The 23,241-nt window shown below is 64.9% G+C and carries 23 protein-coding genes; 10 read left to right on the top strand and 13 right to left on the bottom strand.

Annotation, left to right across the window (positions count from 1 at the left end):
* Nucleotides 1-60 precede the first annotated feature (60 nt).
* The 4 genes from VGG53_RS08685 (at nucleotide 61) to VGG53_RS08670 (ending at nucleotide 2,957) form a co-directional block, all read left to right on the top strand.
* The gene (locus tag VGG53_RS08685; protein WP_331517641.1) at nucleotides 61-444 is read left to right on the top strand and encodes a hypothetical protein; all 384 of its coding nucleotides are present in this window, start codon (nucleotides 61-63) and stop codon (nucleotides 442-444) included.
* A gap of 59 nt (nucleotides 445-503) precedes the next feature.
* Nucleotides 504-1,211, top strand: coding sequence for a cutinase family protein (locus VGG53_RS08680; RefSeq protein WP_414688920.1), 708 nt, complete (start codon nucleotides 504-506; stop codon nucleotides 1,209-1,211).
* 112 nt (nucleotides 1,212-1,323) lie between these two features.
* Entirely contained in the window at nucleotides 1,324-2,004 is a 681-nt protein-coding gene (locus VGG53_RS08675) for a hypothetical protein (protein ID WP_331517639.1), read from the top strand.
* A 428-nt stretch (nucleotides 2,005-2,432) separates the two neighbouring features.
* Nucleotides 2,433-2,957 (top strand): hypothetical protein, encoded by a 525-nt coding sequence (locus VGG53_RS08670; protein WP_331517638.1) that lies wholly within the window; start codon nucleotides 2,433-2,435, stop codon nucleotides 2,955-2,957.
* 115 nt (nucleotides 2,958-3,072) lie between these two features.
* Here the strand turns inward: VGG53_RS08670 and VGG53_RS08665 are convergent, their stop codons facing one another.
* From VGG53_RS08665 to VGG53_RS08625, 9 genes are all read right to left on the bottom strand, one after another.
* The gene (locus VGG53_RS08665; protein ID WP_331517637.1) at nucleotides 3,073-3,879 is read right to left on the bottom strand and encodes a L,D-transpeptidase; all 807 of its coding nucleotides are present in this window, start codon (nucleotides 3,877-3,879) and stop codon (nucleotides 3,073-3,075) included.
* A 341-nt stretch (nucleotides 3,880-4,220) separates the two neighbouring features.
* Nucleotides 4,221-4,946: a PAS and ANTAR domain-containing protein gene (locus tag VGG53_RS08660; RefSeq protein ID WP_331517636.1), complete on the bottom strand. Its 726-nt coding sequence runs from the start codon at nucleotides 4,944-4,946 to the stop codon at nucleotides 4,221-4,223.
* 94 nt (nucleotides 4,947-5,040) lie between these two features.
* Entirely contained in the window at nucleotides 5,041-6,147 is a 1,107-nt protein-coding gene (locus tag VGG53_RS08655) for an enolase C-terminal domain-like protein (RefSeq protein WP_331517635.1), read from the bottom strand.
* A 17-nt stretch (nucleotides 6,148-6,164) separates the two neighbouring features.
* On the bottom strand, nucleotides 6,165-6,611 hold the full coding sequence (locus VGG53_RS08650) for a hypothetical protein (RefSeq protein ID WP_331517634.1): 447 nt from the start codon (nucleotides 6,609-6,611) through the stop codon (nucleotides 6,165-6,167).
* Entirely contained in the window at nucleotides 6,608-7,621 is a 1,014-nt protein-coding gene (locus VGG53_RS08645) for an SDR family oxidoreductase (RefSeq protein WP_331517633.1), read from the bottom strand. The genes VGG53_RS08650 and VGG53_RS08645 overlap by 4 nt, the downstream gene beginning before the upstream one ends.
* Nucleotides 7,622-7,651: 30 nt before the next feature.
* On the bottom strand, nucleotides 7,652-9,445 hold the full coding sequence (locus VGG53_RS08640) for a glycoside hydrolase family 15 protein (protein WP_331517632.1): 1,794 nt from the start codon (nucleotides 9,443-9,445) through the stop codon (nucleotides 7,652-7,654).
* On the bottom strand, nucleotides 9,438-11,138 hold the full coding sequence (locus VGG53_RS08635; protein ID WP_331517631.1) for a GMC family oxidoreductase: 1,701 nt from the start codon (nucleotides 11,136-11,138) through the stop codon (nucleotides 9,438-9,440). The genes VGG53_RS08640 and VGG53_RS08635 overlap by 8 nt, the downstream gene beginning before the upstream one ends.
* Nucleotides 11,138-11,884 carry a gluconate 2-dehydrogenase subunit 3 family protein gene (locus tag VGG53_RS08630; protein ID WP_331517630.1) on the bottom strand — a complete coding sequence of 249 codons (747 nt, stop codon included), beginning with the start codon at nucleotides 11,882-11,884 and terminating at the stop codon, nucleotides 11,138-11,140. The genes VGG53_RS08635 and VGG53_RS08630 overlap by 1 nt, the downstream gene beginning before the upstream one ends.
* A 5-nt stretch (nucleotides 11,885-11,889) precedes the next feature.
* Nucleotides 11,890-12,369, bottom strand: coding sequence for a hypothetical protein (locus VGG53_RS08625; protein ID WP_331517629.1), 480 nt, complete (start codon nucleotides 12,367-12,369; stop codon nucleotides 11,890-11,892).
* A 482-nt stretch (nucleotides 12,370-12,851) separates the two neighbouring features.
* Between VGG53_RS08625 and VGG53_RS08620 the strand changes: the two genes are divergently transcribed.
* From VGG53_RS08620 to VGG53_RS08600, 5 genes are read left to right on the top strand one after another with little or no spacing between them, the layout of a single operon-like run.
* Nucleotides 12,852-13,250, top strand: a complete 399-nt coding sequence (locus VGG53_RS08620; RefSeq protein WP_331517628.1) for a Zn-ribbon domain-containing OB-fold protein — start codon at nucleotides 12,852-12,854, stop codon at nucleotides 13,248-13,250.
* Between the two features lie 36 nt (nucleotides 13,251-13,286).
* Nucleotides 13,287-14,498: a thiolase family protein gene (locus tag VGG53_RS08615; RefSeq protein ID WP_331517627.1), complete on the top strand. Its 1,212-nt coding sequence runs from the start codon at nucleotides 13,287-13,289 to the stop codon at nucleotides 14,496-14,498.
* Between the two features lie 52 nt (nucleotides 14,499-14,550).
* A complete protein-coding gene (locus VGG53_RS08610; RefSeq protein ID WP_331517626.1) occupies nucleotides 14,551-15,159 on the top strand; it encodes a TetR/AcrR family transcriptional regulator in 609 nt (202 codons plus the stop codon).
* Between the two features lie 50 nt (nucleotides 15,160-15,209).
* A complete protein-coding gene (locus tag VGG53_RS08605; RefSeq protein ID WP_331517662.1) occupies nucleotides 15,210-15,653 on the top strand; it encodes an MmpS family transport accessory protein in 444 nt (147 codons plus the stop codon).
* The gene (locus VGG53_RS08600) at nucleotides 15,650-18,553 is read left to right on the top strand and encodes an MMPL family transporter (RefSeq protein ID WP_331517625.1); all 2,904 of its coding nucleotides are present in this window, start codon (nucleotides 15,650-15,652) and stop codon (nucleotides 18,551-18,553) included. Before VGG53_RS08605 ends, VGG53_RS08600 begins: the two co-directional genes overlap by 4 nt.
* A gap of 9 nt (nucleotides 18,554-18,562) precedes the next feature.
* Here VGG53_RS08600 and VGG53_RS08595 read toward each other — a convergent pair whose 3' ends face one another.
* From VGG53_RS08595 to VGG53_RS08580, 4 genes are all read right to left on the bottom strand, one after another.
* Nucleotides 18,563-19,366 (bottom strand): mycofactocin-coupled SDR family oxidoreductase, encoded by an 804-nt coding sequence (locus tag VGG53_RS08595; protein WP_331517624.1) that lies wholly within the window; start codon nucleotides 19,364-19,366, stop codon nucleotides 18,563-18,565.
* Nucleotides 19,367-19,430: 64 nt separating this feature from the next.
* The gene (locus tag VGG53_RS08590; protein WP_331517623.1) at nucleotides 19,431-20,612 is read right to left on the bottom strand and encodes a serine hydrolase; all 1,182 of its coding nucleotides are present in this window, start codon (nucleotides 20,610-20,612) and stop codon (nucleotides 19,431-19,433) included.
* Nucleotides 20,609-22,075, bottom strand: a complete 1,467-nt coding sequence (locus VGG53_RS08585) for a biotin carboxylase (RefSeq protein WP_331517622.1) — start codon at nucleotides 22,073-22,075, stop codon at nucleotides 20,609-20,611. The genes VGG53_RS08590 and VGG53_RS08585 overlap by 4 nt, the downstream gene beginning before the upstream one ends.
* Before the next feature lie 247 nt (nucleotides 22,076-22,322).
* Nucleotides 22,323-22,526 carry a hypothetical protein gene (locus VGG53_RS08580; protein WP_331517621.1) on the bottom strand — a complete coding sequence of 68 codons (204 nt, stop codon included), beginning with the start codon at nucleotides 22,524-22,526 and terminating at the stop codon, nucleotides 22,323-22,325.
* A gap of 243 nt (nucleotides 22,527-22,769) precedes the next feature.
* Between VGG53_RS08580 and VGG53_RS08575 the strand changes: the two genes are divergently transcribed.
* Nucleotides 22,770-23,241 (top strand): uracil-DNA glycosylase family protein (locus VGG53_RS08575; RefSeq protein WP_331517661.1); only part of this gene is annotated, 472 nt, incomplete at its 3' end.

Raw genomic sequence — 23,241 nt, 5'->3', positions numbered from 1 at the left:
CGTGAGCCACCCGAAATGCGCACACTGGGTGTATTCGGTGTGAGCTGCCAGGAGGCCGCAATGGACGACAACGGTCGGTTCGGATTCGATCCGGAAGATTTCGAGAATGTGATCCGCGACGCGACCGAGGGGCTTCGGGACGCGTTCGAGGGAGTGGGCCGGTTTCTCACCGTGCCCGGCGACCGGGCCGGATGGTCGTCGCTCTTCGAGGACTTGGCGCGGCGCACCCGGACCAGGCCGGAAACCACCGGCGAAGCCGGTGACGGGGTATGGGCGATTTACACGGTCAGCGCCGACGGCGGCGCCCGCGTCGAGGAGGTATACGCCTCCGAACTCGAGGCGCTGCGGGCAAACCAGAACAGCACCGACGCGACGCGCAAAGTCCGGTTCCTGCCGTATGGCATCGCCGTCAGCGTCTTGGACGATTCGGACGAGGCCCCGTAAGCCGTTGCGTGGTCACCTCGCTGCGGCACGTTCGCGTTCCGTAAGCCACAATGTTGTCCATGCGTCTACGCCAACTCGGTCGTGTCCTTATCACAGCACTGGTGCTTGTCGGCGGGCTGCTGAGCGCGCCGCTGCCAGTCGCCGCTGCACAGCCGTGCCCGGACGCCGAGGCGGTGTTCGCCCGCGGCACCGGCGAACCACCCGGTGTCGGCGGGATCGGGGAGCCGTTCGTCGCGGCGCTGCGCACAGCTATCGGTCCCAAGTCGCTCGACGTGTACCCGGTCAACTACGAAGCCAGCAGCGATTTCTCCGACCGCATCCAGTTCGCCCAGAGCGTCCTCGACGGAATCAGAGACGCCATGACCCACATCGAGGCCACGGCGGCGAATTGCCCCAAGACCAGGATCGTGCTCGGCGGTTACTCCCAGGGCGCGGCCGTTGCCGGTTTCGTCACTTCGGCGTCCGTCCCGCAGGGTGTGCCCGAGGAGTACGTTGCGTTCTTGCCCAAGCCGATGCCGCCGGAGATCGCCAACCACGTCGCCGCGGTCACGCTGTTCGGGAAACCGTCGACGCAGTGGCTGCAGAATTACGGTGCGCCGGTAGTCGCCATCGGCCCGCTGTATGCGCCCAAGACTCTCGACTTGTGCGCCGATGGCGACACGATCTGCAACGGTGATGCCGGCGGGCTGCCGAGTTTCGCGCACGCGTCCTACCCGGTGAACGGCATGGTCGGCCAGGCCGCGGATTTCGCGTCGAGCCACCTGTAGCGGTCCCGAGTCGAGCAGTTGGCCGATGTCGAGACCGCGTCGCGGGCCCCGTCACCTGCGGTGTCTTTATCTGATCGTGACTATTTCGTGATTTGCTCGTAAGCTGCTCGCCGTGGGTCGTCACGAGTTAGCCAGTACTGGGCGAAAGTCGCCGGTAGTGATGGCTGCAGTCATCGCCCCGGCGGCCGCCATCTTTGCCCTCGGCTGCGGCGCCGACTCACACGGCCACCACGGCAAGGCTGATTCGGTAGCTGACGACGCGTCAGCATGTTGCCATCTGCAGCTCACGGCCGCTGCGCCGACCGCCGCGTCGTGGTCCGCGTCCGCTGTACCCGCCACCGATGTCCCCGGTGAGATGGCGCCCGCATCACGCGCGTCGCGATGGCGGGCCGTCTCGAAGGACGCCCCGAACGTGCTGATCGCGGATATCGCTCCGGAACACGGCCTGCAGGTCAAGACGATCCTGGTCGCTCGCACGATCAGTGCCTTGTTCCCGGAGATCAAGAACATCGGCGGCGTCCGACCGGACTCGCTCAGGTGGCATCCCGAAGGTCTGGCGATCGACATCATGATCCCCAACGCCTCGAGCGCCGCCGGCATAGCGCTCGGAAACCAGATCGTCTCGTTCGCCCTCAAGAATGCGGCCAAGTTCTCGCTGCAGGATGCGATCTGGCGCGGCACGTACTACACGCCCAGCGGCCCCGCAGGATCCGGCTACGGCCATTACGACCACGTCCACATCACCACCCACGGCGGGGGATATCCGACCGGCCGCGAGGTCTACGTTCGCTGACCGCGTCAACGCGGCCCAACGAGAACGATTCGTTGTAGTCGGCGTCGGCCGTCTTGACGAACACGCCACGTCGAGGTCGAGCAAGTCTTTCAGTGTGGAAGCCATCATGCGCCTCGTTTCTCTTTGCGCCGCAGCGCGGTTCAGCCCCAGCGACGTGACCAATTCGTTATCGCCCAAACATCAAGTGTGGTACGCGTTTCCGGCGACGGTTATGATCGGTCCGAGTTCATCGCTGCGCCCCCGTACCCCCGCTGTTGCGGGCCAAACGTCTCTATTTGGAAACGGTCCGGTGTGGCGTGGTGTGTGTTGAACATAGGTCTATTAAAAATGACTTGGCCGTCGAACGCGGCCCCGGTGCGGCTTTGCGCTACTGCAGCACCTAGCGAATTGCGGGAAATACCCGAGCATGAACGAGGGAGTTGACGTCGATGGCAACCTTCGACCGATTCAACATCAAAGTCGTTGCCGGCATGGGATTGTGCAGCGCCGCAATAGCGTTGAGCCCGGACGCGGCAGCCGCTCCGTTGATTACCGGCGGCTACGCATGCATGCAGGGCGCGGCGGGCGAAGTCGGTGCGCCGGCAGTCGCCGGTGGTGCGGTTGGAGCCGCCGGCGGTTCGGCGGCGTGCGTTCCGGGCGCGCCGATCGCTGACATGGCCGGTGCGCCAGTGGCTGCACCGGTTCCTGCCGGCGTCCCAGTTCCCGCGGGTGCTCCGATCCCCGCGGGTGCTCCGATCCCGGCTGGTGCTCCGATCCCTGCCGGTGCGCCACTGCCAGCGCCCATTCCGGCTGGCGCTCCACTGATTGCGCTAGGCCCGGCGGGTGCTCCGGTGCCGGGTGCCGTACTCACCGACCTGGCCGGTGCGGCGGGAGGCAAGGGTGCGCTGACAGGCCCGGCACCGACAACCGGACCGGTGCCCGGTCAGCCGCTGCCGCCCGGCCCTGCCGAGTGACGAGTACTCCCGACTAAAGGTCGCGCCCCCGAGCCGAGCTTGGGGGCGTGATCTTTTGTCAGGCGAAAACCTTTGTACACGAAGAACGTTGCCTCCGGCATCGGTCGCCGGCGCGCTACTCCTTGACCACCACCGGGTCACCGACGTTGACCGTGTTGAAATACCATTCCGCGTCGGCGGGGCTCAGGCTGATGCAGCCGTGGCTGACGTTCTCGCGCCCCAGCGCCTGAACAGCCCACGGCGCCGAATGCACGAAAAGCCCGCGGCTGTTGATACGGGTGGCGTAGTCCACCGGCGTCCGGTAGCCCTCGGGATCGGTGATCGGAACGCCGACGGTGCTCGAATCCATGATCACCGTGCGCTCTTTGGACATGACCGTATAAACGCCGACTGGCGTCGGAAAGTGTGGCCGACCCATCGAGGCCGGCATGACACCAGGCTCGCCCCAATGCGGTTGGTGGTGTGGGGCCGGCAATTCAGGCGACGGCCCCGTCCGGACCCCGTCGACGCTCACGGTGAATGTGTGGTCTGAGATGTCGGCAACGCCGAGAACGGCAGGGCCCGTTTTGAAATCCGTCGACAGGCCGCCGACGGACAACGCTATTGTGCTGTGGGCCGGCCAGTATCGGTCCGGAACCCATTGCACGACATCGTTATCGATCCATTCGAACTTCCCGGTCATCGATGGTGCGGAGGTGATGTTGACGATCCGCTCGGCGGTGTGCCGGTTGACGACGGGCGCGCGGAACGTCACAACGACGGGGTGGGCCACTCCCACGATCTGACCCGCCGCCGGCCGAACCGAAGCCACACCGAACCCGTCTGACTGGTTTGACGACGTCAGACCGATGCCGGGCGGCCCGCTGACGACCGAACCGGCGATCCCGACCACCACAACAACAGACCGAAAGACCGCCCGCATGCGCCAGTTCCTTTTAGTAGACAGAGTTGTAATAACGATCTTAGGGCCCCCGCTCATATTGGAAGTGCAAGGGCGCGTTAGCAATTCGGTAAAGCATCCATCACAATTCGGCTACGGCCAGCGGAAACTTAGTCGAACGGCTAGCTAACCAGCACTTGCGCTGAGAGTTCTTTGAGCATGGCGTTGACCGGATCCATATGGGGTGCGCGCTCCCCATGGTTCGGCGATGGGATCCACGGTGGCCATGTCGCTGCATTGCCCCGGACCGGGCTTGTCGAACCTCGCCTGGTGGTCTGATCGTATTTGGTTGTCGCACAACGTGTTCAAATGAGAACGAGTAACTACTCGAGCGTCAGTAGAGCCTGGTCGACGTGGCTTCGGGTATCGCTCGACATCTTGCCGGCGACGGCGACCAGAAATCGCGCCGCGAGATCGCGGAGCTTCAGGTTGGATTCCTGCGACCGCCACACCAGGATGTCGAAGGCGTGCTCCGGGGCGATGCCGTAGGCGGCCATCAGTACGCCCTTGGCCTGCTCGATGCGAGCGCGGGCGTCGGCTACCGCCTCCAAGACGTTGGTGATGTCGCTCTGCAGCGAATCGGTGACGTCGATGTAGAAGCCCGACGTGCCGATCAGAGCACCGTTGCCGTCGACCATTCGGTCACCCGCGACGACGACGCAGCGGGTGCGTCCAGCCGCGTCGATGATGCGGTGCCGACTGCTGAACGGCTTTCCGTTCCGCACGTGGTCCAAGATGGCCGCGACACGTTCCCGGTCTTCGGGATGTTTGTGCTGCAGCAGAAGTTCGGTGGTGGGCTCTACCTCGTCCGGCCGGTAGCCGTGCATGCGCGCGACCGCATCCGACCACTCCCACCGCTGGCCCTCGACGAAGAAGCTGAATCTGCCGACCCGCTGCGGCTCGCCCAGTCCGAGCACCAGGTCAAGCGCGCCCAGTTCCTGTTCGGCGACGACGTCGGACGTCGGCGCCTCGGGCGGTGGCCCCGAACCATCGCCTGCTACCTGCCCTCCGCGACGAACAGCGGTTTGATCGTCGAAGTTCACAGCCATCGCGCGTTCTCCTGCACCTGCTCTGCTCGCTTTTGGCCTATCAGTTCCCGTTTTTGCGTGGGTCCATGCATGCGCTGGACGCGTGGCCCGCCGGTCAGCTCACCCGGTACTGCTCGGCGTCGCCGTGTTTGAATTCGATTCCCAGCCCGGGTCGGTGCTGATCCGGCCGCAATGCCCCTCCCTCGGGGGACAGCGCACCGTCGAAAAGCATGTGCTCGATGCGGTGGTGATCGTGGAAGTACTCCAGGTGCCGCAGGTTGGGGATGGCGGCGGCGACGTGCGCATGCAGGTTCGGGGCGCAGTGCCCGGAGACGTCCACGTTGTACGCGGCGGCCACGGCAGCGGCGCGCAGCCAGTCGGTGATGCCGCCGCAGCGGGTGACGTCGATCTGCAGGCAGTCGACGGCTTCGGCGGCCAGCATCCGGTTGAAGTAGGCGAGGTCGTAGCCGTACTCGCCGGCGGTGACGTCGGCAGCGACCTGGTCGCGCACCTCGTGCAGTCCGGCGAGGTCGTCGGAGGAGACGGGTTCCTCGAACCACGTGACGTCGTGCTCGGCCATGGCGTGCGCGACGCGGACGGCCTGCTTGCGCCGGTAACCACCGTTGGCATCGACGTACAGTTCGGTGTCGGGCCCGATCACGTTACGCGCGAGCGCAATTCGATCCAGATCGCGACGCTCGTCGGAACCCCAGGACTCACCGATCTTGATCTTCACACGGGGGATCTTCCAGGTATCGACCCACCGCTCGAGTTGAGCCCGAGTCGCGTGCTCGTCATAGCTGGTGAACCCGCCGCTGCCGTAGATCGGCACCTGGTGATGTGCCGTGCCGAGCAGTCGACACACCGGCATGTCCAGCAGCCTGCCCTTGAGGTCCCACAGCGCGGTGTCGACCGCCGAAATCGCGCAGGAGACCAGCCCCGGCCGCCCGCTATTGCGGATCGCCTTGACCATGGACTGCCAGGCGCCGGTGACGTCGAGGGCGAGGTGTCCCTTGACGGCGCCGCAAAGCGGGCCGCTGATCAGCTCGCGGCATGCCGCGGTGGCGTAGGTGTAGCCGATTCCGGTGCGGCCGCCCGCTGTTACCTCGGCGACGATGAGCGTGGTGGACGACCAGGCGAACGTACCGTCGGCCTCCGGTGCGTCGGTCGGAATTGTGTAGGCCCGCGCGGTGACCTCGTCGATGCAAGGGTCTGCCGGCATCTGGATCTCCTAACTGATCAACGCGGCGCGCACGGCCCTGGGCAGCGTGTAGCGGGCGACGGCGACGGCAGCTGGTGACGAAGACGGACGAGGGCGTTGAGCAGTCGCCCGGTCTCCGAGGCGGACGCGACCGCCGGAGTCCGTCGGGCCTGCGCTACCCCCGCGGCGGTGAAAAGGCCGGCGATCGCGGCGCTCATCAGGGTCAACCGCCGCGATCGGCGGTCAACAACCGCCCAGACGAGCATCGTGGCGGCATGCACGAAATCGGTTCCGGCACCCAGCGCCACGCTCACGGCGTCGGGCCGGACGTCGGTCACCGCCGCCTGCGCGAGCAAGCGTGCACCGAGGATGCGGGTCAGCGCTCGCTCCCGGACGGTAGGCCGTTGCCCAGACACCATGCGCAACAGCGGGTTCGGAACGGCGATCAGCGCCAACCCGTAGACAACCCGCGCCAACGCGGTCATAGCGCCCGCCGGCGGGCCCCGCGCGCCGCGAGGAAAGTGCCCACTCCGAGGGTTGCCGCGCCCGCGCACCCGGCGAAGGGATGGTGGGAGAACCACAGTTGCGGGCTGCGGGCATGAGAGTCGTCGTCGAAGCCTCCGCGGGCGCCGTGATCGCTGCCGGGCTCCTGATCCACCGGCTGCCAAAGGTTCTGTGGCTGTTGGCCGTTCACTCGTTCATCGGTCTGCTGCGAGTCGTATCCGGTACGGCCCAGATAGCGGTCCAGCAACGGCGCGATGAACTTTTGCGCGACGAGCGTGACCGCGGTGCTCTCACCCACCCAATATTGTTTGCGCTCAGGGTGATCCGCGGCGTGGACCACGCCACGGGCGGCAACCTCAGGCTGGTAGATCGGCGGTACCGGCTGGGGATGCCGGGGAAGACGGGACAGCACCCAGGAGAACTGCGGCGTGTTGACCGCGGGCATCTGCACCACCGTGATCCGCACCTGCGAGCCTTCGTGTAGCAGCTCGCAGCGCACCGATTCAGTGAACCCGTTGATGGCGTGTTTGGCGCCGCAGTAGGCCGACTGCAGCGGGATGGAACGTTGGCTGAGCGCGGAGCCGACCTGCACGATGGTGCCGCGGCCGTGCGGCCGCATTTTGGCCAGCGCCGTCATGGTGCCGTGCACATAACCGAGGTAGGACACCTCGGTCACCCGTTTGAATTCCTCGGCGGTGATCTTGCTGAACGGCGCGAACACGGAGGTGAACGCGACGTTGACCCAGACGTCGATGGGGCCGAAGACGCTCTCGGTCTCGTCGGCCGCGGCGACGACGGCCGAATAATCGGCGACGTCGGTCGGGATGGCCAGCGCCTTTCCACCGCCGGCTTCGACGTCGCGGGCCGCGCCCTTCAGCCCGGCGGCGCCGCGGGCAAGCAGGGCAACGTTCGCGCCGCGCCGCCCGAACAGCTGGGCGGTGGCGCGGCCGATGCCGGCGCTGGCTCCGGTGATCACCACGGTCTGTGTCATCGCAGAATTGCCTTTCCTTCGGGCCGGTGCTCAGTCGTGGTGGACCGCGTCATCGGCGAGCGTCGCCGTGCACTCCAGCATCAGCGCGTGCGCGAATGCCTGGGGGAGGTTGCCGCGGAGCTGGCGCTGCCTGACGTCGTATTCCTCGCAGAACAATCCCGGCGGCCCGCAGGCGGTTCGATTGCGTTCGAACCAGCGCATCGCGCAATGAGCATGGCCCAGTTGATGTTCGGCGAGCGCCATCATGAATCCGCAAAGCAGAAAGGCACCTTCGGCGTCGCCGAGGTCACGCTCGTCGTGCCGAAAGCGGTAGACGAACCCGTCCTCGCTGAGCTGGTGCCGAACGGCGTCCAGCGTGGCTCGGGTCCGCGGATCGTCGACCGGCACGGCGCCGCGCACGGGCGCCAGCAGCAGCGAGGCGTCGACCCCGGGCCGCCGCGGGCTCCGTTGCCAGTAGCCGCCGTGCGGGTTCAGGCTGGTGGCTGCCGTGTCGGCCAGGATCGCGTCGGCCAGCGAGGCGCAGGGGGCTACCTCGGAACTGCCGCCGGCCACCTTGGCGATGGCGCGCAGCCCGGCCACACACGCCAGGCGGGACTGCGTCCAATGCTCGTCATCGATTTCCCAGATCCCCGCATCCGGTTCGCGCCAACGTTTTTCGATCGCGCTGATGGCCGTCTGCACGGCGCGCCAACCTTCGGCGTCGAGCCGATCGGCATTGGCTGCCCGGGCCAGCAGCTGTAGCGCGTCGCCGAAGACGTCGAGCTGGAATTGCTGGGTGACCCGGTTGCCGATCTTATCGGTACCGCCGGGGTAGCCGGGCAGGTCGAGGGCTTCTTCGTCGGGCACGCTACTACCGGTGATCGTGTAGGCGGGTTTGAGGTTCGGGCCGTCTTCGAGCAGCCGGGCGCCGACGAATTCGACTGCGCGGTCCAGCAATTCGGCTTCTCCTACGGTCGCCGCGGCGAGACCGGCGTAGACCTGGTCCCGGATCCAGGCGTAGCGGTAGTCGTAGTTCTGATTGGTGTGTGCGCGTTCGGGCAGGCTCATCGTGGCGGCGGCGACCATGGCGCCGCCGCTGCTGGTCAGTCCGCGCAGCACCGCGTAGGAGTGCCGACCGTCGCGCGGGGCGATGGTGCAATTCAGCTCGGGCACACTGCGATGCCAGGCGGCCTCGGTTGCGTCCCAGGCGATGTCGGGGTCAGGCGGCGGGTCGGGAAGTGTGCGTTCAGACAGCTCCAGCACCAGATCATGCTGCTGGCCCTCGTCGACGGTGACGTCGCAGATGAGCAGGTCCCCGCTGCCATGCGCCGATTTCACGGCGCGCGCATCCCGGCCGCCCAGCCAACGCCACCGCAACGGTCCCGACTTCCCGCTCCATATCCCGTCGTCGACGCTCGGCCGGCCGGGGCCGTGCTTGCCGAACGCGGCGCTCGGCTGTAGCAGCACCCGCACCCGCGCGGTCCCGCGGCAGCCCATCAGACGCCGCAGCAGCACCACCCGGTCTGGATCGCCGGGAAAGGCCAGCGCCTCACGACATTCCACGATGCCGTCACGGGTTATCCAGCGGTTGCGCCAGATCAGGGTACGCGGCTCGTAGTAGCCGCCCCACACATGCCGCGCGTCGGTCGGCGTGATCGCGTAAACGCCGCCGCCACCAATGAGGTTGGAGAAGGCGGCGTCGGAATCCCACCGCGGCGCGCACATCCATGCGATGTCGCCTTGTGGCCCGATCAGGGCTCCCCGCTCGCCGTCGGCGAGCAGCGCGTACTCCCGCAGCACCCGGGGTGAGAAAGTCGCCTCGACGTCGATCGTACGGTCAGCCACGGGCCCCTGCCTTCGACGGCCGCCTCGCCGCGCCGGTGCCGATTCGGCCGTTCGCCATCCGTTCGGCGAGCCGCGAAGCCAGCGCCATGATGGTCAGCGCTGGATTGGCCGAACCCTGCGTCGGGCAGACCGAGCCGTCGGTGACGAACAGGTTCGGCACGCCCCACATTCGGTGATCGGAGTCGACCACCGAGTTCTCCGGGCTGGTCCCCATGCGGGCGCCGCCGATCAGGTGGGCGAAACGCTGGATGGTGAGCACGTCCTGGGCACCGGCCGAGTGCAAGATATCGCTGATCACGTTGGTGGAGTAGGCCATGTTGGCCTTGTCGTTGTCGCAGAGCGTGTAGTCGAACCGGGCTACCGGGATGCCGAACGGGTCGGTCTCCTGAGCCAGGGTGACCCGGTTGTCCGGCCGCGGCAGCAGCTCGTTGAGCACGCCGATGGTCGCCCAATGGTTGTAGTCGCGCATGTACTCTCGCATTGCGCGCCCCCAATGACCTTCGGCGAGGATGTGTTCGGCCCAGCCGATGGGCAGCGGCGAGATGGTCTGGATGGAAAAGCCGCGGGCGAATCCACGGGAGTCGTCGGTCTCGTAGAACTGTTCGGAGGACACCTCCGGCGGAGGCGCCTTGTACATCCGCACCTCTTCGGACCACCGGCCCGCGGACTGGGTGGCGCCCTGCACCATCACATAGCGGCCGACCTGATCGTCGTTGTTGCCCAACCCGTTCGGGAAGAGTCGACTGGCCGAGTTCAACAACAGCCGGGGGGTTTCGATGGAATAGCCGGCGATCGCAACGGCTTTCGCACGTTGCAGGTGCGGTGTCCCACCTGCCTCGTCGTAGTAGACCACCCCTCGTGCGGTGCCGGTTTCGTCGAGTTCGACGCGGGCGGCCATGCAGTTGGCACGTATTTCCACATCGTGGGTCAGCGCGTCGGGCAGGTGCGTGACGTAGGGGCTGGCCTTGGCGTTGACCTTGCAGCCCTGCAGGCAATAGCCGCGGTAGATGCAGTGCGGACGATTGCCGAAAGTGCCGTTGACGATACCGACAGGTCCCACCCGCATCTCGATGCCGAGCTGCATCGCGCCTCGCCAGAGTTTGGCGGCCGCGCCCGAAACCGGATGTGGTGCAAAGGAGTAACGGTGCGGATAACCCCAGGGCCAGTTCTGGCCGGCCACCGGTAACTCGAGCTCGATGGTCTCGTAGTGGCGACGGATGTCGTCGTAGCAGATCGGCCAGTCCGCCCCGACGCCGTCGAGGGTGTAGGTCTCGAAGTCGCTGGGATGGAACCGCGGGGTGTAACCGGCGTAGTGCACCATGGAGCCGCCGACACCGCGCCCGGAGTTGTTCTTACCCAACTCGATCGGGTCTTCGCCGCCCAGGATGCGCTTCTGTGTCCAGTACAGGGTGTGAGAGCCCGCCTCGTCGGAGACCCAGTCTTCGTCAGGATGCCAAAACGGGCCGGCCTCAAGTATCACGATCCGCCAGCCGGCCCGCGCCAGCCGTTGCGCGAGCACAGAGCCCCCCGCACCGGCCCCGACGACGACAAGGTCCACCTCGTCGTCGTCGCGATAGCGGCGCATGGTCTTTTCGCCGGGCAGCGCCCGTGAATGCAGGTCGAGCAGGTACCGGGAATCGTTGTCTTTCGGTCCGACCGCTCCTTTGAGCAGGCCCCGTAGTCGATCGCCCATCACAACTCACCGTTCTGGACCACGCGGACCGGGTCCTCGTCGGTGGCGCCGCGGGTCTCGAACGGTTCGCGCACCGAGGCCGGCCCGGTGGCACCGCCGAGACGCATGAAACCACGCGGATACGCCGGGCCGCCGAATCCGATCTCGTTCCAGGCCCACGGGTGGGAGTAGAAGCCCGCCAACGTCGCCCGCATGCACACCGACCAGGCGCGCTTGACGTTCAGTCGCTCCCAGGTCCCGCCGTCCAGCTTGCCCTGCGAGAACTTGTCGACAATCTCTTCGCGGGTGCCGGATTCGGCGGCGGCGAACGATGTCTTGCCGTAGCGGTCGGACGCGGTCTCGTCGAGTGCGCGCAGCACCAGGTGCCACGTCTCACGGTCATCGGGCATGTCGGCATATTGGTAGCCGTCAAGCCGCCCGTCGGCGAGCTTCGAATCGACGGATTCGGCCACCGGCACCCGCGGTTCGGTGTCTTGCGCCAGCACCGTGTCACAGAACGCCCGCAGGCACGGCTCCTCCTGCGCGGTGAAGAACCGCAGCGGGCCTGGTGGTTCCAGCCGCGCGAGCACCACCTTCTTGGTGGCGTCATCCCACCAGTCGGCGGTTTCCAGCACATCGAAATCGGGGTAGCGCCCGATCATTTGCGGTGTGGTGCCGCGGCGCTGGCGGGGGAGCCAGGACGGATGCGGCGGCTTGCCGTCCGCGCGCAGGTTGGGCAGGTGGTCGGGACGTGAGGTGTCGGCCATCGGGCCTATCCCCGGAAGCTTTCGCGGCGCAGGACTGACGCCAGCAGCCCCATGCCCCCGACCATGCACATCAGCCCGGGCGCCGCGATGGGCGGCCCCATCGGCACGTTGTAGGAGGCGTTCTTCCACCCGCCCGGCTTGCGTGCAACGCCGCGTGCGTGCAGATACTCGCCCATCAGGCCGTTGGCGGTGTAGATGGCGGCAGTGATCGGCAGCCAACGCTTGGCCCAGCGCCGCGAGAACACGCCGCCGATTCCGGCGACGACCACAGGCGGGGTCACCACGATCGGGCTCCACATCCATTTGTTGCCGAAGCTGGCCTTGTAGTGCTCGAAATAGATTTCCGCCGTCGTGACGACGGCGGAAATCGCGGTCAGCCCGGACAGTGAGCGTTCGAACCGACCGTGCGCGACGTCGTAGAGCGCGTGCTCAGCCAGCGGTTTGGCCTCGCCGCTTCGTCGTCCGCTGTTGCCTACCAATAACATTCGATGTCCCTCCCTAGTTCAACCGGTGAATCGCGCCGGGACCGAGACGACCAGGAACGACGGCATTTCCCCATCCGGGAGGGTGCCCAAGATCGTGGTTGTCCCGCCGCCGGGAAACGCGACGATCGCCATGCCCATCGGGCCACCTCACTTCATGTGAGAACACGCCTCTGTCAGCCACGCGTGCCGGTCCACGCTGCGACGTGGCTGCTCAGAAAACTGCATATGCGTCAGCTGCGTGTTTCAACCGAGGCGGCCGGACAGCACTCAGGGGTGCGTCGTGGCCTGCGCTCCTGCGTTGTACCCATGGGGGTCTCGAACTAAACCAACTGCAATCCTTCTGTGGCGCTGTGATTCTCGAACCGGATCGCGCCCACCGCATTGCCCCGGGTGGTGTGTCGGTAGAGTCCGCCGCGATACCGGCATATGTTCTAGCTGATCCGCGAGCGCTACGGTCGGTACGACATATAACGGAGGTAGCTATGGCCGGGCAGGTCCCACTGGTCGAATATCTGGTGCTCGACGACGGTGATGCGCACCTGGTCGCGCAGGAATGCACAAACTGCGGCGCCCGTTTTTTCGATCGGCGCAATGCCTGCGCCCGTTGTTTCGCATCCGACTTTGCAACCGTTGCGGTCATGACCGAGGGGACGGTGCGGGCGTTCACGATCGTGACTTTTGCCGCGCCTGGCATTCCCACCCCGTTCGTCGCTTCCGTGGTCGACTGCGACGGCACTCAGGTACGCGCCAATTTGGTCAACGTCGAGCCCGATCCTGAGCACATCCGCGACGGGATGAAGGTGCGGCTGGCGACATTCTCGGTCGGCACCGACTCGGTAGGCACCGAGGCGATCGGCTTCGGCTTCGAACCTGCAAACTGACGATCCACTTCCCACTTCACGAAGGAGCAACCCACCATGAGCGCCAGCGACGAGATCTGGATTCTCGGGATCCGGATGACCAAATTCGGCAAGCACCCCGACAAGGACACCGTCGACCTCGCGGCCGAGGCGGCGACCGGCGCGCTCGCCGACGCCGGGGTGACGATGGCCGACATCGGCGTCATTGCCGCCGGGAACCTGATGGCCGCGAACGCGGGGATCGGGCAGCAGCTGCAAAAGCAGATCGGGCAGACCGGCATCCCGGTGTACAACGTGGCCAATGCCTGCGCAACCGGGGCCACCGCACTTCGGACCGCCATCATGGCCGTGAAGGCCGGCGAGGTGAAGTACGGATTGGCGGTCGGTGTGGAGAAGCTGTCCGGCGCGGGGCTGCTCGGCGGTGCCGGAACGAAGAAAAAGGACAACGACGTCTGGACTCCGGCCGGCCGCTACGGCGCGGTCGCTCCGGTCGACGGGCGCATCGGCACCGAGGCCATGCCCGGTGTGTTCGCCCAGATCGGTACCGAGTACGGCCATAAATACGGCGGTACGAGTTTCGAGCTGTTCGCCAAGATCAGCGAGAAGAACCACGCCCACTCGACGTTGAATCCGCTCGCGGCCTACCAGAAGAAGTTCACTCTCGAGCAGATCATGAACGACGTCATGATCGCTTACCCGAACACCCGGGCGATGTGCTCGGCCAACTGTGACGGCGCCGCCGCAGCGGTGGTGTGCAACGGCGAGACGTTGAAGTCGCTGGCCTTGCAGCAACGCAAGCGCGCGGTGAAAGTCGCGGCCTCCGTCTTGACCACCGACCCGTTCGAGGATGGCTGCCAGGTTTTGCCGAACGTCAACACGCTGACCCGCAATGCCGCCGCGACGGCGTATGAGCAGGCCGGTATCGGCCCGAGCGACCTCGATCTGGTCGAATTGCACGACTGCTTCGCCACCGCCGAGCTGGTACATTACGACAACCTGATGCTGTGCGAAAAGGGCGGGGCCGCAGACTTTTTCAACACGGGCGCGACGTGGCGCGACGGCTCGACCCCGGTGAACGTCTCGGGCGGCCTGCAGTCCAAGGGACACCCCATCGCGGCCACCGGTATCGCCAACATCTGGGAGATCTGCCATCACCTTCGCGGCGAAGCCGGCGACCGCCAGATCGAGAACGCCAAGGTCGGACTGGCGCACGTGATCGGTCTGGGCTCGGCATGCGGTGTGCACATCCTGGAGAAGTCCGCCGCTTAAGCGGTCGACGACTTTCGACTGCAATGTTTGCATTATGTGCAACTATTGCTAGATGGCGTGTCAAATGGGCCTGCGCGAGCGGCGTCGGCGCGAGACCAGCGCGGACATCCGCGGTGCGACCTTGCGACTGGCGCGTGAACGCGGCTGGGACAAGGTGACTGTCGAAGGAATCTGCAACGAAGCCGGAATTTCGACCCGCACATTCTTCAACTACTTCCCGAACAAAGAGTCCGCGATCGCCTACGGCCCCTCGGACATCCCCGCTGAGTTGGTCGAAGAATTCGTCGCCGCCGGACCAGCCCCCTATTCCGTGGTTCTGGCAGAACTGATAACCCTTGCGGCACACCACATCCGCGATGTGCCGCCGGAGCGCGAACAGGCTGAAGCGATGCTGGAACTTGCCAAAACCGTTCCCGCGGTGCTGTCGGCGTTTCTCGCTGACCTGGAGCGTTTCCAGAACCACCTGACCGAGATGGTCTCCCGTCGTCAGGCGATGGGTCCTGAGGACGAGATATCGGCACTGATCGCGGCACTGGCGATCACGGCTATCCGCTCGGGCCTCGAAAGCTGGTCAAGCAGTGAACCGAAGGGTGCCGACGACACGCCGATGCCGTATGTGGAGCGCGCCGCGGCGCTGGTCAACAGCATTTTTACCAGCTAGTTTAGATCGACTAATCTTTTAACTTGCACAATCTGCAAAAAGTACACATCATGTACTGGGTGCAGCTAGCGAAGGTATTCCGCAACGCATGGTTACCGCTGTTGATCGTCATGGTCGTGGTGGTCGGAGGTTTCGCGGTGACACGGGTCAAGTCGTTCTTCGGCGCCCACGACACCGGCGTCATCACGACTCCGCGACTCGACGATTCCAAGCCGTTCAAACCGAAGATCGTCACATACGAGGTCTTTGGATCGGCCCATCGCGCCAACGTCAATTACCTGGATCTGAGTGCGCAGCCGCAGCGGCTTGACGGTGCGCCACTGCCTTGGGTGCTGACACTGAGTACGACCGCGCCGTCGGTGTTCCCGACGCTGTCGGCGCAGAGCGACGGTGACATCCTCGGCTGCCGCATCACCGTCGACAACGAAGTCAAGGACGAGAAAACCTCCGACGGCGTGCACGCCCTGACCTTCTGCATGGTGAAATCAGCATGAGCACTGGCTTTCCCGACGCCCACACTCACGAGATCCCCATTGCGCCCAGGCACTCTGCCCGGGCGAGGATCCCGCGATTCATCCGCACGTTCGCCGTGCCGGTCATCATCGGCTGGATCGCATTGATCGCTTTGCTCAACGTCGTCGTGCCGCAGTTGGAGGCGGTCGGCAAGATGCGCTCGGTGTCGATGAGCCCGGACGACGCATCGTCGGTAGTCGCCACCAAGCGCGTGGGCGAGGTGTTCCACGAGTACAAATCCAACAGCTCGGTGATGATCGTTCTGGAGGGTCAGAAGCCGCTCGGCGCCGATGCGCACGCGTACTACGACCAGATGGTCAAGAAGCTCGATGCTGATACGAAACACGTTGAGCACGTCCAGGATATGTGGAGTGATCCGCTGACCGGAGCGGGCGCGCAGAGCAACGACGGCAAGGCGACTTACGTCCAGGTCTACCTGGTTGGCAACCAGGGTGAGGCGTTGGCCAACGAGTCTGTCGAGGCGGTGCAGCAGATCGTCAAAAGCGTGCCGGCGCCCGTCGGAGTCAAGGCATACGTGACCGGACCTGCCGCGCTGACCGCCGACCAGAACATCGCCGGCGACCGCAGCCTGCAGGTGATCGAAACCGTCACCTTCCTGGTGATCATCACGATGCTGCTGCTGGTCTACCGCTCGGTGGTGACTGTGCTGCTCACCTTGGCGATGGTCGTGTTCGAGCTCGCCGCCGCCCGCGGGATGGTGGCCTTCCTGGGCTACCACAAGATCATCCTGCTCTCCACGTTCGCCACCAACCTGCTCGTCACGTTGGCGATCGCGGCCGCCACCGACTACGCGATCTTTCTCATCGGTCGGTATCAAGAAGCCCGGTCCGCAGGGGAATCACGAGAAGACGCCTACTACACCATGTTTGGCGGCACCGCCCATGTGGTGCTCGGATCGGGTCTGACCATCGCCGGCGCGACCTTCTGCCTGCACTTCACGAACCTGCCCTACTTCCAAACGCTTGGCATTCCGTTGGCCATCGGCATGGTGGTGGTCGTCGCGGCGGCGTTAACGCTTGGGCCCGCGGTGATCTCGGTGGCATCGCGCTTCCGAAGCGTGCTCGAGCCGCAGCGAACGCAGCGTATCCGCGGGTGGCGCAAGATCGGCGCTCTCGTCGTCCGCTGGCCGGGGCCGGTCCTGATCGCGAGCATCGCGCTGGCATTGGTGGGCCTGCTCACCTTGCCGGGCTATCGGACCAACTACAACGACCGCAACTACCTGCCCGCCGACCTGCCGGCGAACGCCGGGTACGCGGCCGCCGACCGGCATTTTTCCCAGGCGCGTATGAATCCTGAGCTGTTAATGATCGAAAGTGACCACGACTTAAGGAATTCCGCAGACTTCCTGGTCATCGACAAAATCGCCAAGGAGATCTTCCGGGTGTCCGGCATCGGTCGGGTGCAGGCCATCACCCGGCCTGAGGGCACCCCGATCGAGCACACGTCGATCCCGTTCCAGATCAGCATGCAGGGCGTCACCCAGCAGCTGAACCAGAAGTACCAGGAAGACCAGATGGCCGACATGCTCCACCAGGCCACCATGATGGATTCGACGATCAACAGCATGGTCAAGATGCAGAATTTGACCAAGCAGATGTCCGATGACATGCACGCGATGGTTCAGAAGATGCACTCGATGACCATCGATGTCGCCGAATTGCGAGACCACATGGCCGATTTCGAGGACTTCTTCCGGCCCATTCGCAGCTACTTCTACTGGGAGAAGCACTGCTTCGACATCCCGGTGTGCTGGTCGCTGCGATCGGTTTTCGACGGGCTCGATGGTATCGACACGATGACCGACGACATCGAAAGCTTGCTGCCGATCATGGACAATCTCGACAAACTCATGCCTCAACTTACGGCGTTGATGCCCGAGATGATCACCAACATGAAGGACATGAAGACCACCATGCTGACGATGTACTCGACCCAGAAAGGGTTGCAGGATCAGCAGAAGGAGTCGCAGAAGAACTCAGCAGCGATGGGTAAGGCGTTCGATGAGTCGAGGAACGACGACTCGTTCTATCTGCCGCCGGAGACCTTCAAGAACGCCGAATTCAAGAAGGGGATGAAGAATTTCATCTCGCCTGACGGGCATGCCGTGCGCTTCATCATCAGCCACCAGGGTGATCCGATGACGCAAGAAGGTATTTCGCATATCGACGCGATCAAGCACGCAGCGAAGGAAGCGCTGAAGGGCACCCCGTTGGAGGGCTCGAAGATCTACCTCGGTGGTACGGCAGCGACGTTCAAGGATATGGGAGACGGCAGCAACTACGACTTGCTGATTGCCGGAATCGCCTCGCTGTGCCTGATTTTCATCATCATGCTGATCATCACGCGAAGTGTCGTCGCATCAGCGGTGATCGTCGGCACCGTCTTGCTCTCGCTGGGAGCATCGTTCGGGTTGTCCGTTCTCATCTGGCAGCACCTGATCGGCATCGAGCTGCACTGGATGGTGCTCGCGATGTCGGTGATCATCCTGCTTGCGGTGGGCGCCGACTACAACCTGTTGCTAGTGTCGCGGTTCAAGGAGGAAATCCACGCCGGGCTGAACACCGGGATCATCCGGTCGATGGGCGGTACCGGATCGGTGGTCACCTCAGCGGGGTTGGTGTTCGCCTTCACGATGATGACGATGGCGGTCAGTCAGCTCACGGTCATCGGCCAGGTCGGCACCACCATCGGGCTCGGGCTGCTCTTCGACACCCTGATCGTGCGGTCTTTGATGACGCCTTCTATCGCAGCGCTTTTGGGCAAATGGTTCTGGTGGCCGCAGATCGTTCGACAACGCCCGAAGCCCTCACCGTGGCCTGCGCCGGCCGACAAAAAAGATGAGTCCCTCGTCAACGCTTGATGGCATCCGTCAGTGGATGCGCGCGCTGCCGCCGAGGCCGATCTCGAGAACGCTGCCGGTGATCACGCCGGGATCGGTGACCAGGTACAGCACTGCGCGGCTGACGTCCTCGGGTTGCAGCCACGGTTGAGGTATCGGGTTGGCCTTCATCATCCGGCGCACCAGATCGTCCGGGATGTCGTCACCGCCAGTGGGTTGCACCATCGGTGTTTGCGTTGTGGTCGGGCAGACGACGTTGACCGTCACGCCCTCCTTGGCGACCTCCAGGGCAACGGACTTCGCCAGACCGATTACGCCCCACTTGGTGGCGTTGTAGGCGGCCAGGTCGGGGATGCCCATCCGGCCGCCCATCGACGAGGTCACCACGACCCGCCCGAATTTCTGCTGCCGCATCATCGGGATGGCCGCCCGCAGGGTGTGAAACGCCCCGGTCAGATTGGTGTCGACGAGCTGCTGCCACACGTTGTCGCTGACCTCGTCCAGGGGGCCGGTGCTGACGATTCCGGCGTTGGCCACCACGATGTCGAGGCTGCCCAGGTCGGCGACCGTCTGCTTGACCGCGGCGTTGACCGCGGCCGAATCGCGCACGTCCACGGTCAGCGGCACGCAGCGCCGACCCAGCTCGTCGACCAGCTTTGCCGTCTCGCGTAAGTCGTCCTCGGTGCCAAGCGGATAGGTCAGGTCCGCCATGGCGCCGGGAGCATCGGCCACCACGATGTCGGCACCCTCGGCGGCCAGCGCCAACGCATGTGCGCGGCCCTGCCCGCGAGCTCCGCCGGTGATCAAGGCAACGCGTCCATCCAAAGCACCCATAGCTGGTTAAGCTACCAGTCGGGTAATCGGTTGCGGCGGGCTTTATTTCGACCGTGGCCTTGGGCTAACGAGTGACGCCGGCCAGTTCGCGTGCCACCGCATCGAATGCGCGCAGCGTTTCCAGCATGTGCGATTCTGCAGAAGGCGGCTGCGAGGACAACTTGGCGGCGACCGTTTCCGCTGCGCGGTTGATGTAGATCATCTGACCGCACATGCCCAGGCACATCATGACGTTGTTGCCCGGGTAGGGGAACCACATCTGGTTGCGATACGCCCCGCCGGGCAGTTCGGTGTTGTCCGGGCTGGCGGCGAACGCTTGACGCGAGGCGGAACCGCCGTCCAGGGTGTCGGCCACCCAGGTCGCCGGCACCGCCTGTTGCCCGGTCAACGAGACACCGTCCCGCAGAAACAGCGACCCGAACCGGACCATGTCGGTAAGACACGCGGTGATACCGCCGTCGAAGAACCCGGTGCCGGCGGCGTCAACGCCGATGGTGGCGTCGCATCGGGCGCCGATGCGGCTCCAGAGCAGCTCCGACATCAGTTCGGGCATCCGCTGACCGCCGGCGACCTCGCAGATCCAGCCGAGTACATCGGTTTCGCACGAGCGATACGCGAACGGACCGCCGTGCGCCGACTTTTGCTGCAGGGTGAGCAGATAGTCGTACAGCGTGGCGGGCACGTCCGGACTGCTTCTGGGCTGCCACCCGACTGCCTGCTCGAGGACGTGTATCTCCGCGGCCGGGTCGAGGTAGTCATCCGAGAATGCGATACCCGATCTCATGTCCAGCAGGTTGCGGACCGTCGCACCGGCGTAGCCGCAGTTCGCCAGGGCGGGAACGTACGCCGTGACGGGCGCGTCGAGCTCGATCGCGCCGTCCCCGTGCAGCGCACCGACCACCGCCGCCACCAGCGACTTGCTGACCGAGAACACCAGGTGCCGGGTCTCGGGCCGCATGCCGCCGAGATATTCCTCGGCGACCATCGAACCGCGGTGCGCGACCGCCCAGCCGTCGGTAGCGGTGGTTGCCATCACCGCGCCAACGGTGGTTGCCGGCCGGTCGGTGGCGATCACCGGAATCTCGGCTACCGCAGCGCTGGCTGCAGGCAACGCCGCGACCCGATCGGTCCCGCGCGAGATCACCGCGGTTGGCACGAACTCTTCGACGTGCTGGAACGACCAATGCGAATACGGCGCCGATAGCCAGTTTCCCAGTGAGATACCGGCAGGGACGCGACTGCTCACGCCCGTGCGACGAGCCGCGAGACGATCGGCGAGGCCGGCGCCAGGGGTGTCGAGACGAATTTCGCCTTCATGCCCTTGACCCAGCGCTGGCAGCGTTCGGTGAGCCGGTAGTCGTCGGTCTGCAGGTGTCCGCGGGTGACGAGTACGCCGAGTTGGGCGCCCTCGGAGCGTAGGTCGCCGGGCGCGGCGACGCGCATGTAGAAGGCCTCGGACCCGTCGAGCAACGTCGCCCAGTCGTTGGCGGACCGCGCAAAGGACACCCGACCGTCGTCATCGATCCGCCACACGCCGGTCCGTGGCGTCGCGGTGAAAAGTTCGATATCCGTTGAGGTTTCGTTGATGATCACTTGGCTCCAGACCTCGTCCTCGCCATAGCCCCGCTCCCAGCGCGAGTTGATCTCACCGACGTCGATCTCGTAGTCCACGTCCATGTACTCGAGCAGGTGAAAGAGGAACAGCGGCATGTCCGCGTAGGCCTCGGTGGTCAGGTTCGTCATCGGGCTCGCGCCGGACAAGCGCGGGTTCACTTCGCCTAGGTAGAGCTCGTCGGAGTCCAGGTCATGCAGCAGGTCCACTTCGAAGTAGCCTCGGTAACCCTCGCGGCTCAGGATATCGCCCAGCTTGCCCACCATTTCCCGGGCGGCGTGGGTCTGGTGCGGCGGAAGGACCTCGCGCCAGATGTCATTGCCGCACCAGCTGCCCCGGTACGGAGTCAGTTCCGAATAGCCGACGAGACTCGTCATCGCGGGGCCGATCACGGTGCCATGGCGGGTCACGGCACCCTCGATGCACACCTCGACATTGCGGATGCGCTTCATGACTTTGAATTCCTGCTGCCCGGCAAGGTCACTGGCATGTTCGTCCCAGTCGCGCTGACCATGCACGAAGAACGTCCCGCTGCCGGCATTGCCATATGGGATCGAGATGACCAGGTCATCTCCCAATCCGGCGCTTTGCGCGAGCGCCATTAGCTCGTCGTAGGAGCCGGCCCGTCCCATCACGTGCGGCACGCTCGGTACGCCTGCCTCGTCGGCCAGGCGCGTCATGACGGTCTTGGAGCCCAGCCGATTGCGCAGCTCCACCGCGGGGTGCATGACCTCCAGACCCGCTTTCCGCGCGAGGGCTTGAGTTTCCTCGTCCAGCATCACAAAGCAGGCCTTGGCGCCGGGCCCTCGGCCCGCGATGAAGTCGAGCGTCTCAGGATCGGTCAGCAAGTGGTTACAGACGTCCCCCATGGAGTCGAAATCAAGCCGGTCGCGCCGCCGCGGCACGAACACGCGGGAATGCGTGCCCTCGAACGAGTCAAAGTACGTCAGGTAGAAGAAGTTTCGTATCCAGCGGTCGATGCCTAGCAAGTTGAATGGGGTCGGCGAGATGAAGTACAGCGGAACGGCGTTGGTGTGAAAGAAAGCGCGCACGTCCGATAGGCCGTGCAACGCGCGGCGCGGCTCGGGCGCCATCATGCCGGTTGCAATGATGTCGACGGCTGCGGCCGCTGTGGGGGTGGTGGCGCGGGCGCGACGACGGTGGGCTCGAATACCTGCATCTAACTAGTGTGCACCTGCCGATGGTCGTGTCGACCCTTGTTGAACGCGGAATCAGCCGACGTCGCCGGTCAATCCCACATGATTTCCGAGCTTCGTTGGATGCGGTTGCACCCCACATCGCGGGCACGACTTGCGGTCCCACAGCGGGCAGATGACGCCACATTCAGGGCAGGCGAAGTGGTGCCCTGGGGTGGGCAGGCATATCGCCGTCCATGACGTTGATCCCGGTGTCGGCAGAAACCAGACCGTGCTCAGCGCAGACGACCGCCGCCATGACATCGCCGCGAAATCCGAAGCTGAAGTCGTCGACAACACCGTCAGCGCGATAACCACACGCCGAGCAGGTATATCCGGCAGCCGATCCCATGGTGCCTCCCGTACGGGTTAGGTTGCCTACCATCATGGCGCAGGGTCGTCTGTGCGAACGTGATCATCCGCCAGCTTGAGTCACAATTGCGCTCCGGAGTATGGGGGACAAGCAATGCAAGACGATCGTCAACGCCGCCACGACGAGTTGGCCGACCGGATCAAAGCTTGCACGCGGTGCAACGGACTAAACGAAGTTGGCAAGACCCAGGCTGCGCCGGGTTACGGTTCGGTCAGATCGCGAGTGGTCATTGTCGGACAGAGCTTGTGTGGTCCATGCATGGCCAAGCAAGAGCCGTTCTACGGCGGAAGCGGAAAACACCTCGACCGCGCATTCGCCCGCGCGCAGATCGACAAGATCGATCTCTACATCACCAACGTCGTGCACTGTCACCCTCCAAACAATCGCGCATCGCTTCCCCAAGAGGTCGCCAATTGTGCGCCGTACCTCAGTGCGGAACTCGACATCGTCCGACCCCGGTTGGCGATTGGGCTTGGGGATGACGCGAAAGCTGCACTGCGGGAGAACTATCCGACGTCACCCCAGCTCGACTGGCCGCTATTGACCATCGACGGTCTCGAGCCCGGGGTTCCGGGTAGGCCCGTGCTGCTATTCCCACGCCACCCTGGTTCGTTCCGGTGGATTCGTAAGGAGCTTCGCGACGACATGACGGAACAGTGGGTGGATTGTTTGGCGCGCGCGTTGCGGTGGGCGT

Origin of the sequence: Mycobacterium sp., from assembly GCF_036490025.1 — a bacterium.
GTDB lineage: Bacteria > Actinomycetota > Actinomycetes > Mycobacteriales > Mycobacteriaceae > Mycobacterium.
This window is presented reverse-complemented; position numbering and strand designations above follow the sequence as displayed.

Bases quoted from the DNA above. Each gene is read 5' to 3' on its own strand.
- VGG53_RS08630 (WP_331517630.1), bottom strand. From the start codon at position 11,884: ATGGCCGACACCTCACGTCCCGACCACCTGCCCAACCTGCGCGCGGAC.
- VGG53_RS08680 (WP_414688920.1), top strand. From the start codon at position 504: ATGCGTCTACGCCAACTCGGTCGTGTCCTTATCACAGCACTGGTGCTT.
- VGG53_RS08620 (WP_331517628.1), top strand. From the start codon at position 12,852: ATGGCCGGGCAGGTCCCACTGGTCGAATATCTGGTGCTCGACGACGGT.
- VGG53_RS08615 (WP_331517627.1), top strand. From the start codon at position 13,287: ATGAGCGCCAGCGACGAGATCTGGATTCTCGGGATCCGGATGACCAAA.
- VGG53_RS08600 (WP_331517625.1), top strand. From the start codon at position 15,650: ATGAGCACTGGCTTTCCCGACGCCCACACTCACGAGATCCCCATTGCG.
- VGG53_RS08685 (WP_331517641.1), top strand. From the start codon at position 61: ATGGACGACAACGGTCGGTTCGGATTCGATCCGGAAGATTTCGAGAAT.
- VGG53_RS08655 (WP_331517635.1), bottom strand. From the start codon at position 6,147: ATGCCGGCAGACCCTTGCATCGACGAGGTCACCGCGCGGGCCTACACA.
- VGG53_RS08625 (WP_331517629.1), bottom strand. From the start codon at position 12,369: ATGTTATTGGTAGGCAACAGCGGACGACGAAGCGGCGAGGCCAAACCG.
- VGG53_RS08595 (WP_331517624.1), bottom strand. From the start codon at position 19,366: ATGGGTGCTTTGGATGGACGCGTTGCCTTGATCACCGGCGGAGCTCGC.
- VGG53_RS08665 (WP_331517637.1), bottom strand. From the start codon at position 3,879: ATGCGGGCGGTCTTTCGGTCTGTTGTTGTGGTGGTCGGGATCGCCGGT.
- VGG53_RS08580 (WP_331517621.1), bottom strand. From the start codon at position 22,526: ATGGGATCGGCTGCCGGATATACCTGCTCGGCGTGTGGTTATCGCGCT.
- VGG53_RS08605 (WP_331517662.1), top strand. From the start codon at position 15,210: ATGTACTGGGTGCAGCTAGCGAAGGTATTCCGCAACGCATGGTTACCG.
- VGG53_RS08635 (WP_331517631.1), bottom strand. From the start codon at position 11,138: ATGGGCGATCGACTACGGGGCCTGCTCAAAGGAGCGGTCGGACCGAAA.
- VGG53_RS08645 (WP_331517633.1), bottom strand. From the start codon at position 7,621: ATGACACAGACCGTGGTGATCACCGGAGCCAGCGCCGGCATCGGCCGC.
- VGG53_RS08650 (WP_331517634.1), bottom strand. From the start codon at position 6,611: ATGACCGCGTTGGCGCGGGTTGTCTACGGGTTGGCGCTGATCGCCGTT.
- VGG53_RS08585 (WP_331517622.1), bottom strand. From the start codon at position 22,075: ATGATGGCGCCCGAGCCGCGCCGCGCGTTGCACGGCCTATCGGACGTG.
- VGG53_RS08610 (WP_331517626.1), top strand. From the start codon at position 14,551: ATGGCGTGTCAAATGGGCCTGCGCGAGCGGCGTCGGCGCGAGACCAGC.
- VGG53_RS08670 (WP_331517638.1), top strand. From the start codon at position 2,433: ATGGCAACCTTCGACCGATTCAACATCAAAGTCGTTGCCGGCATGGGA.
- VGG53_RS08660 (WP_331517636.1), bottom strand. From the start codon at position 4,946: ATGGCTGTGAACTTCGACGATCAAACCGCTGTTCGTCGCGGAGGGCAG.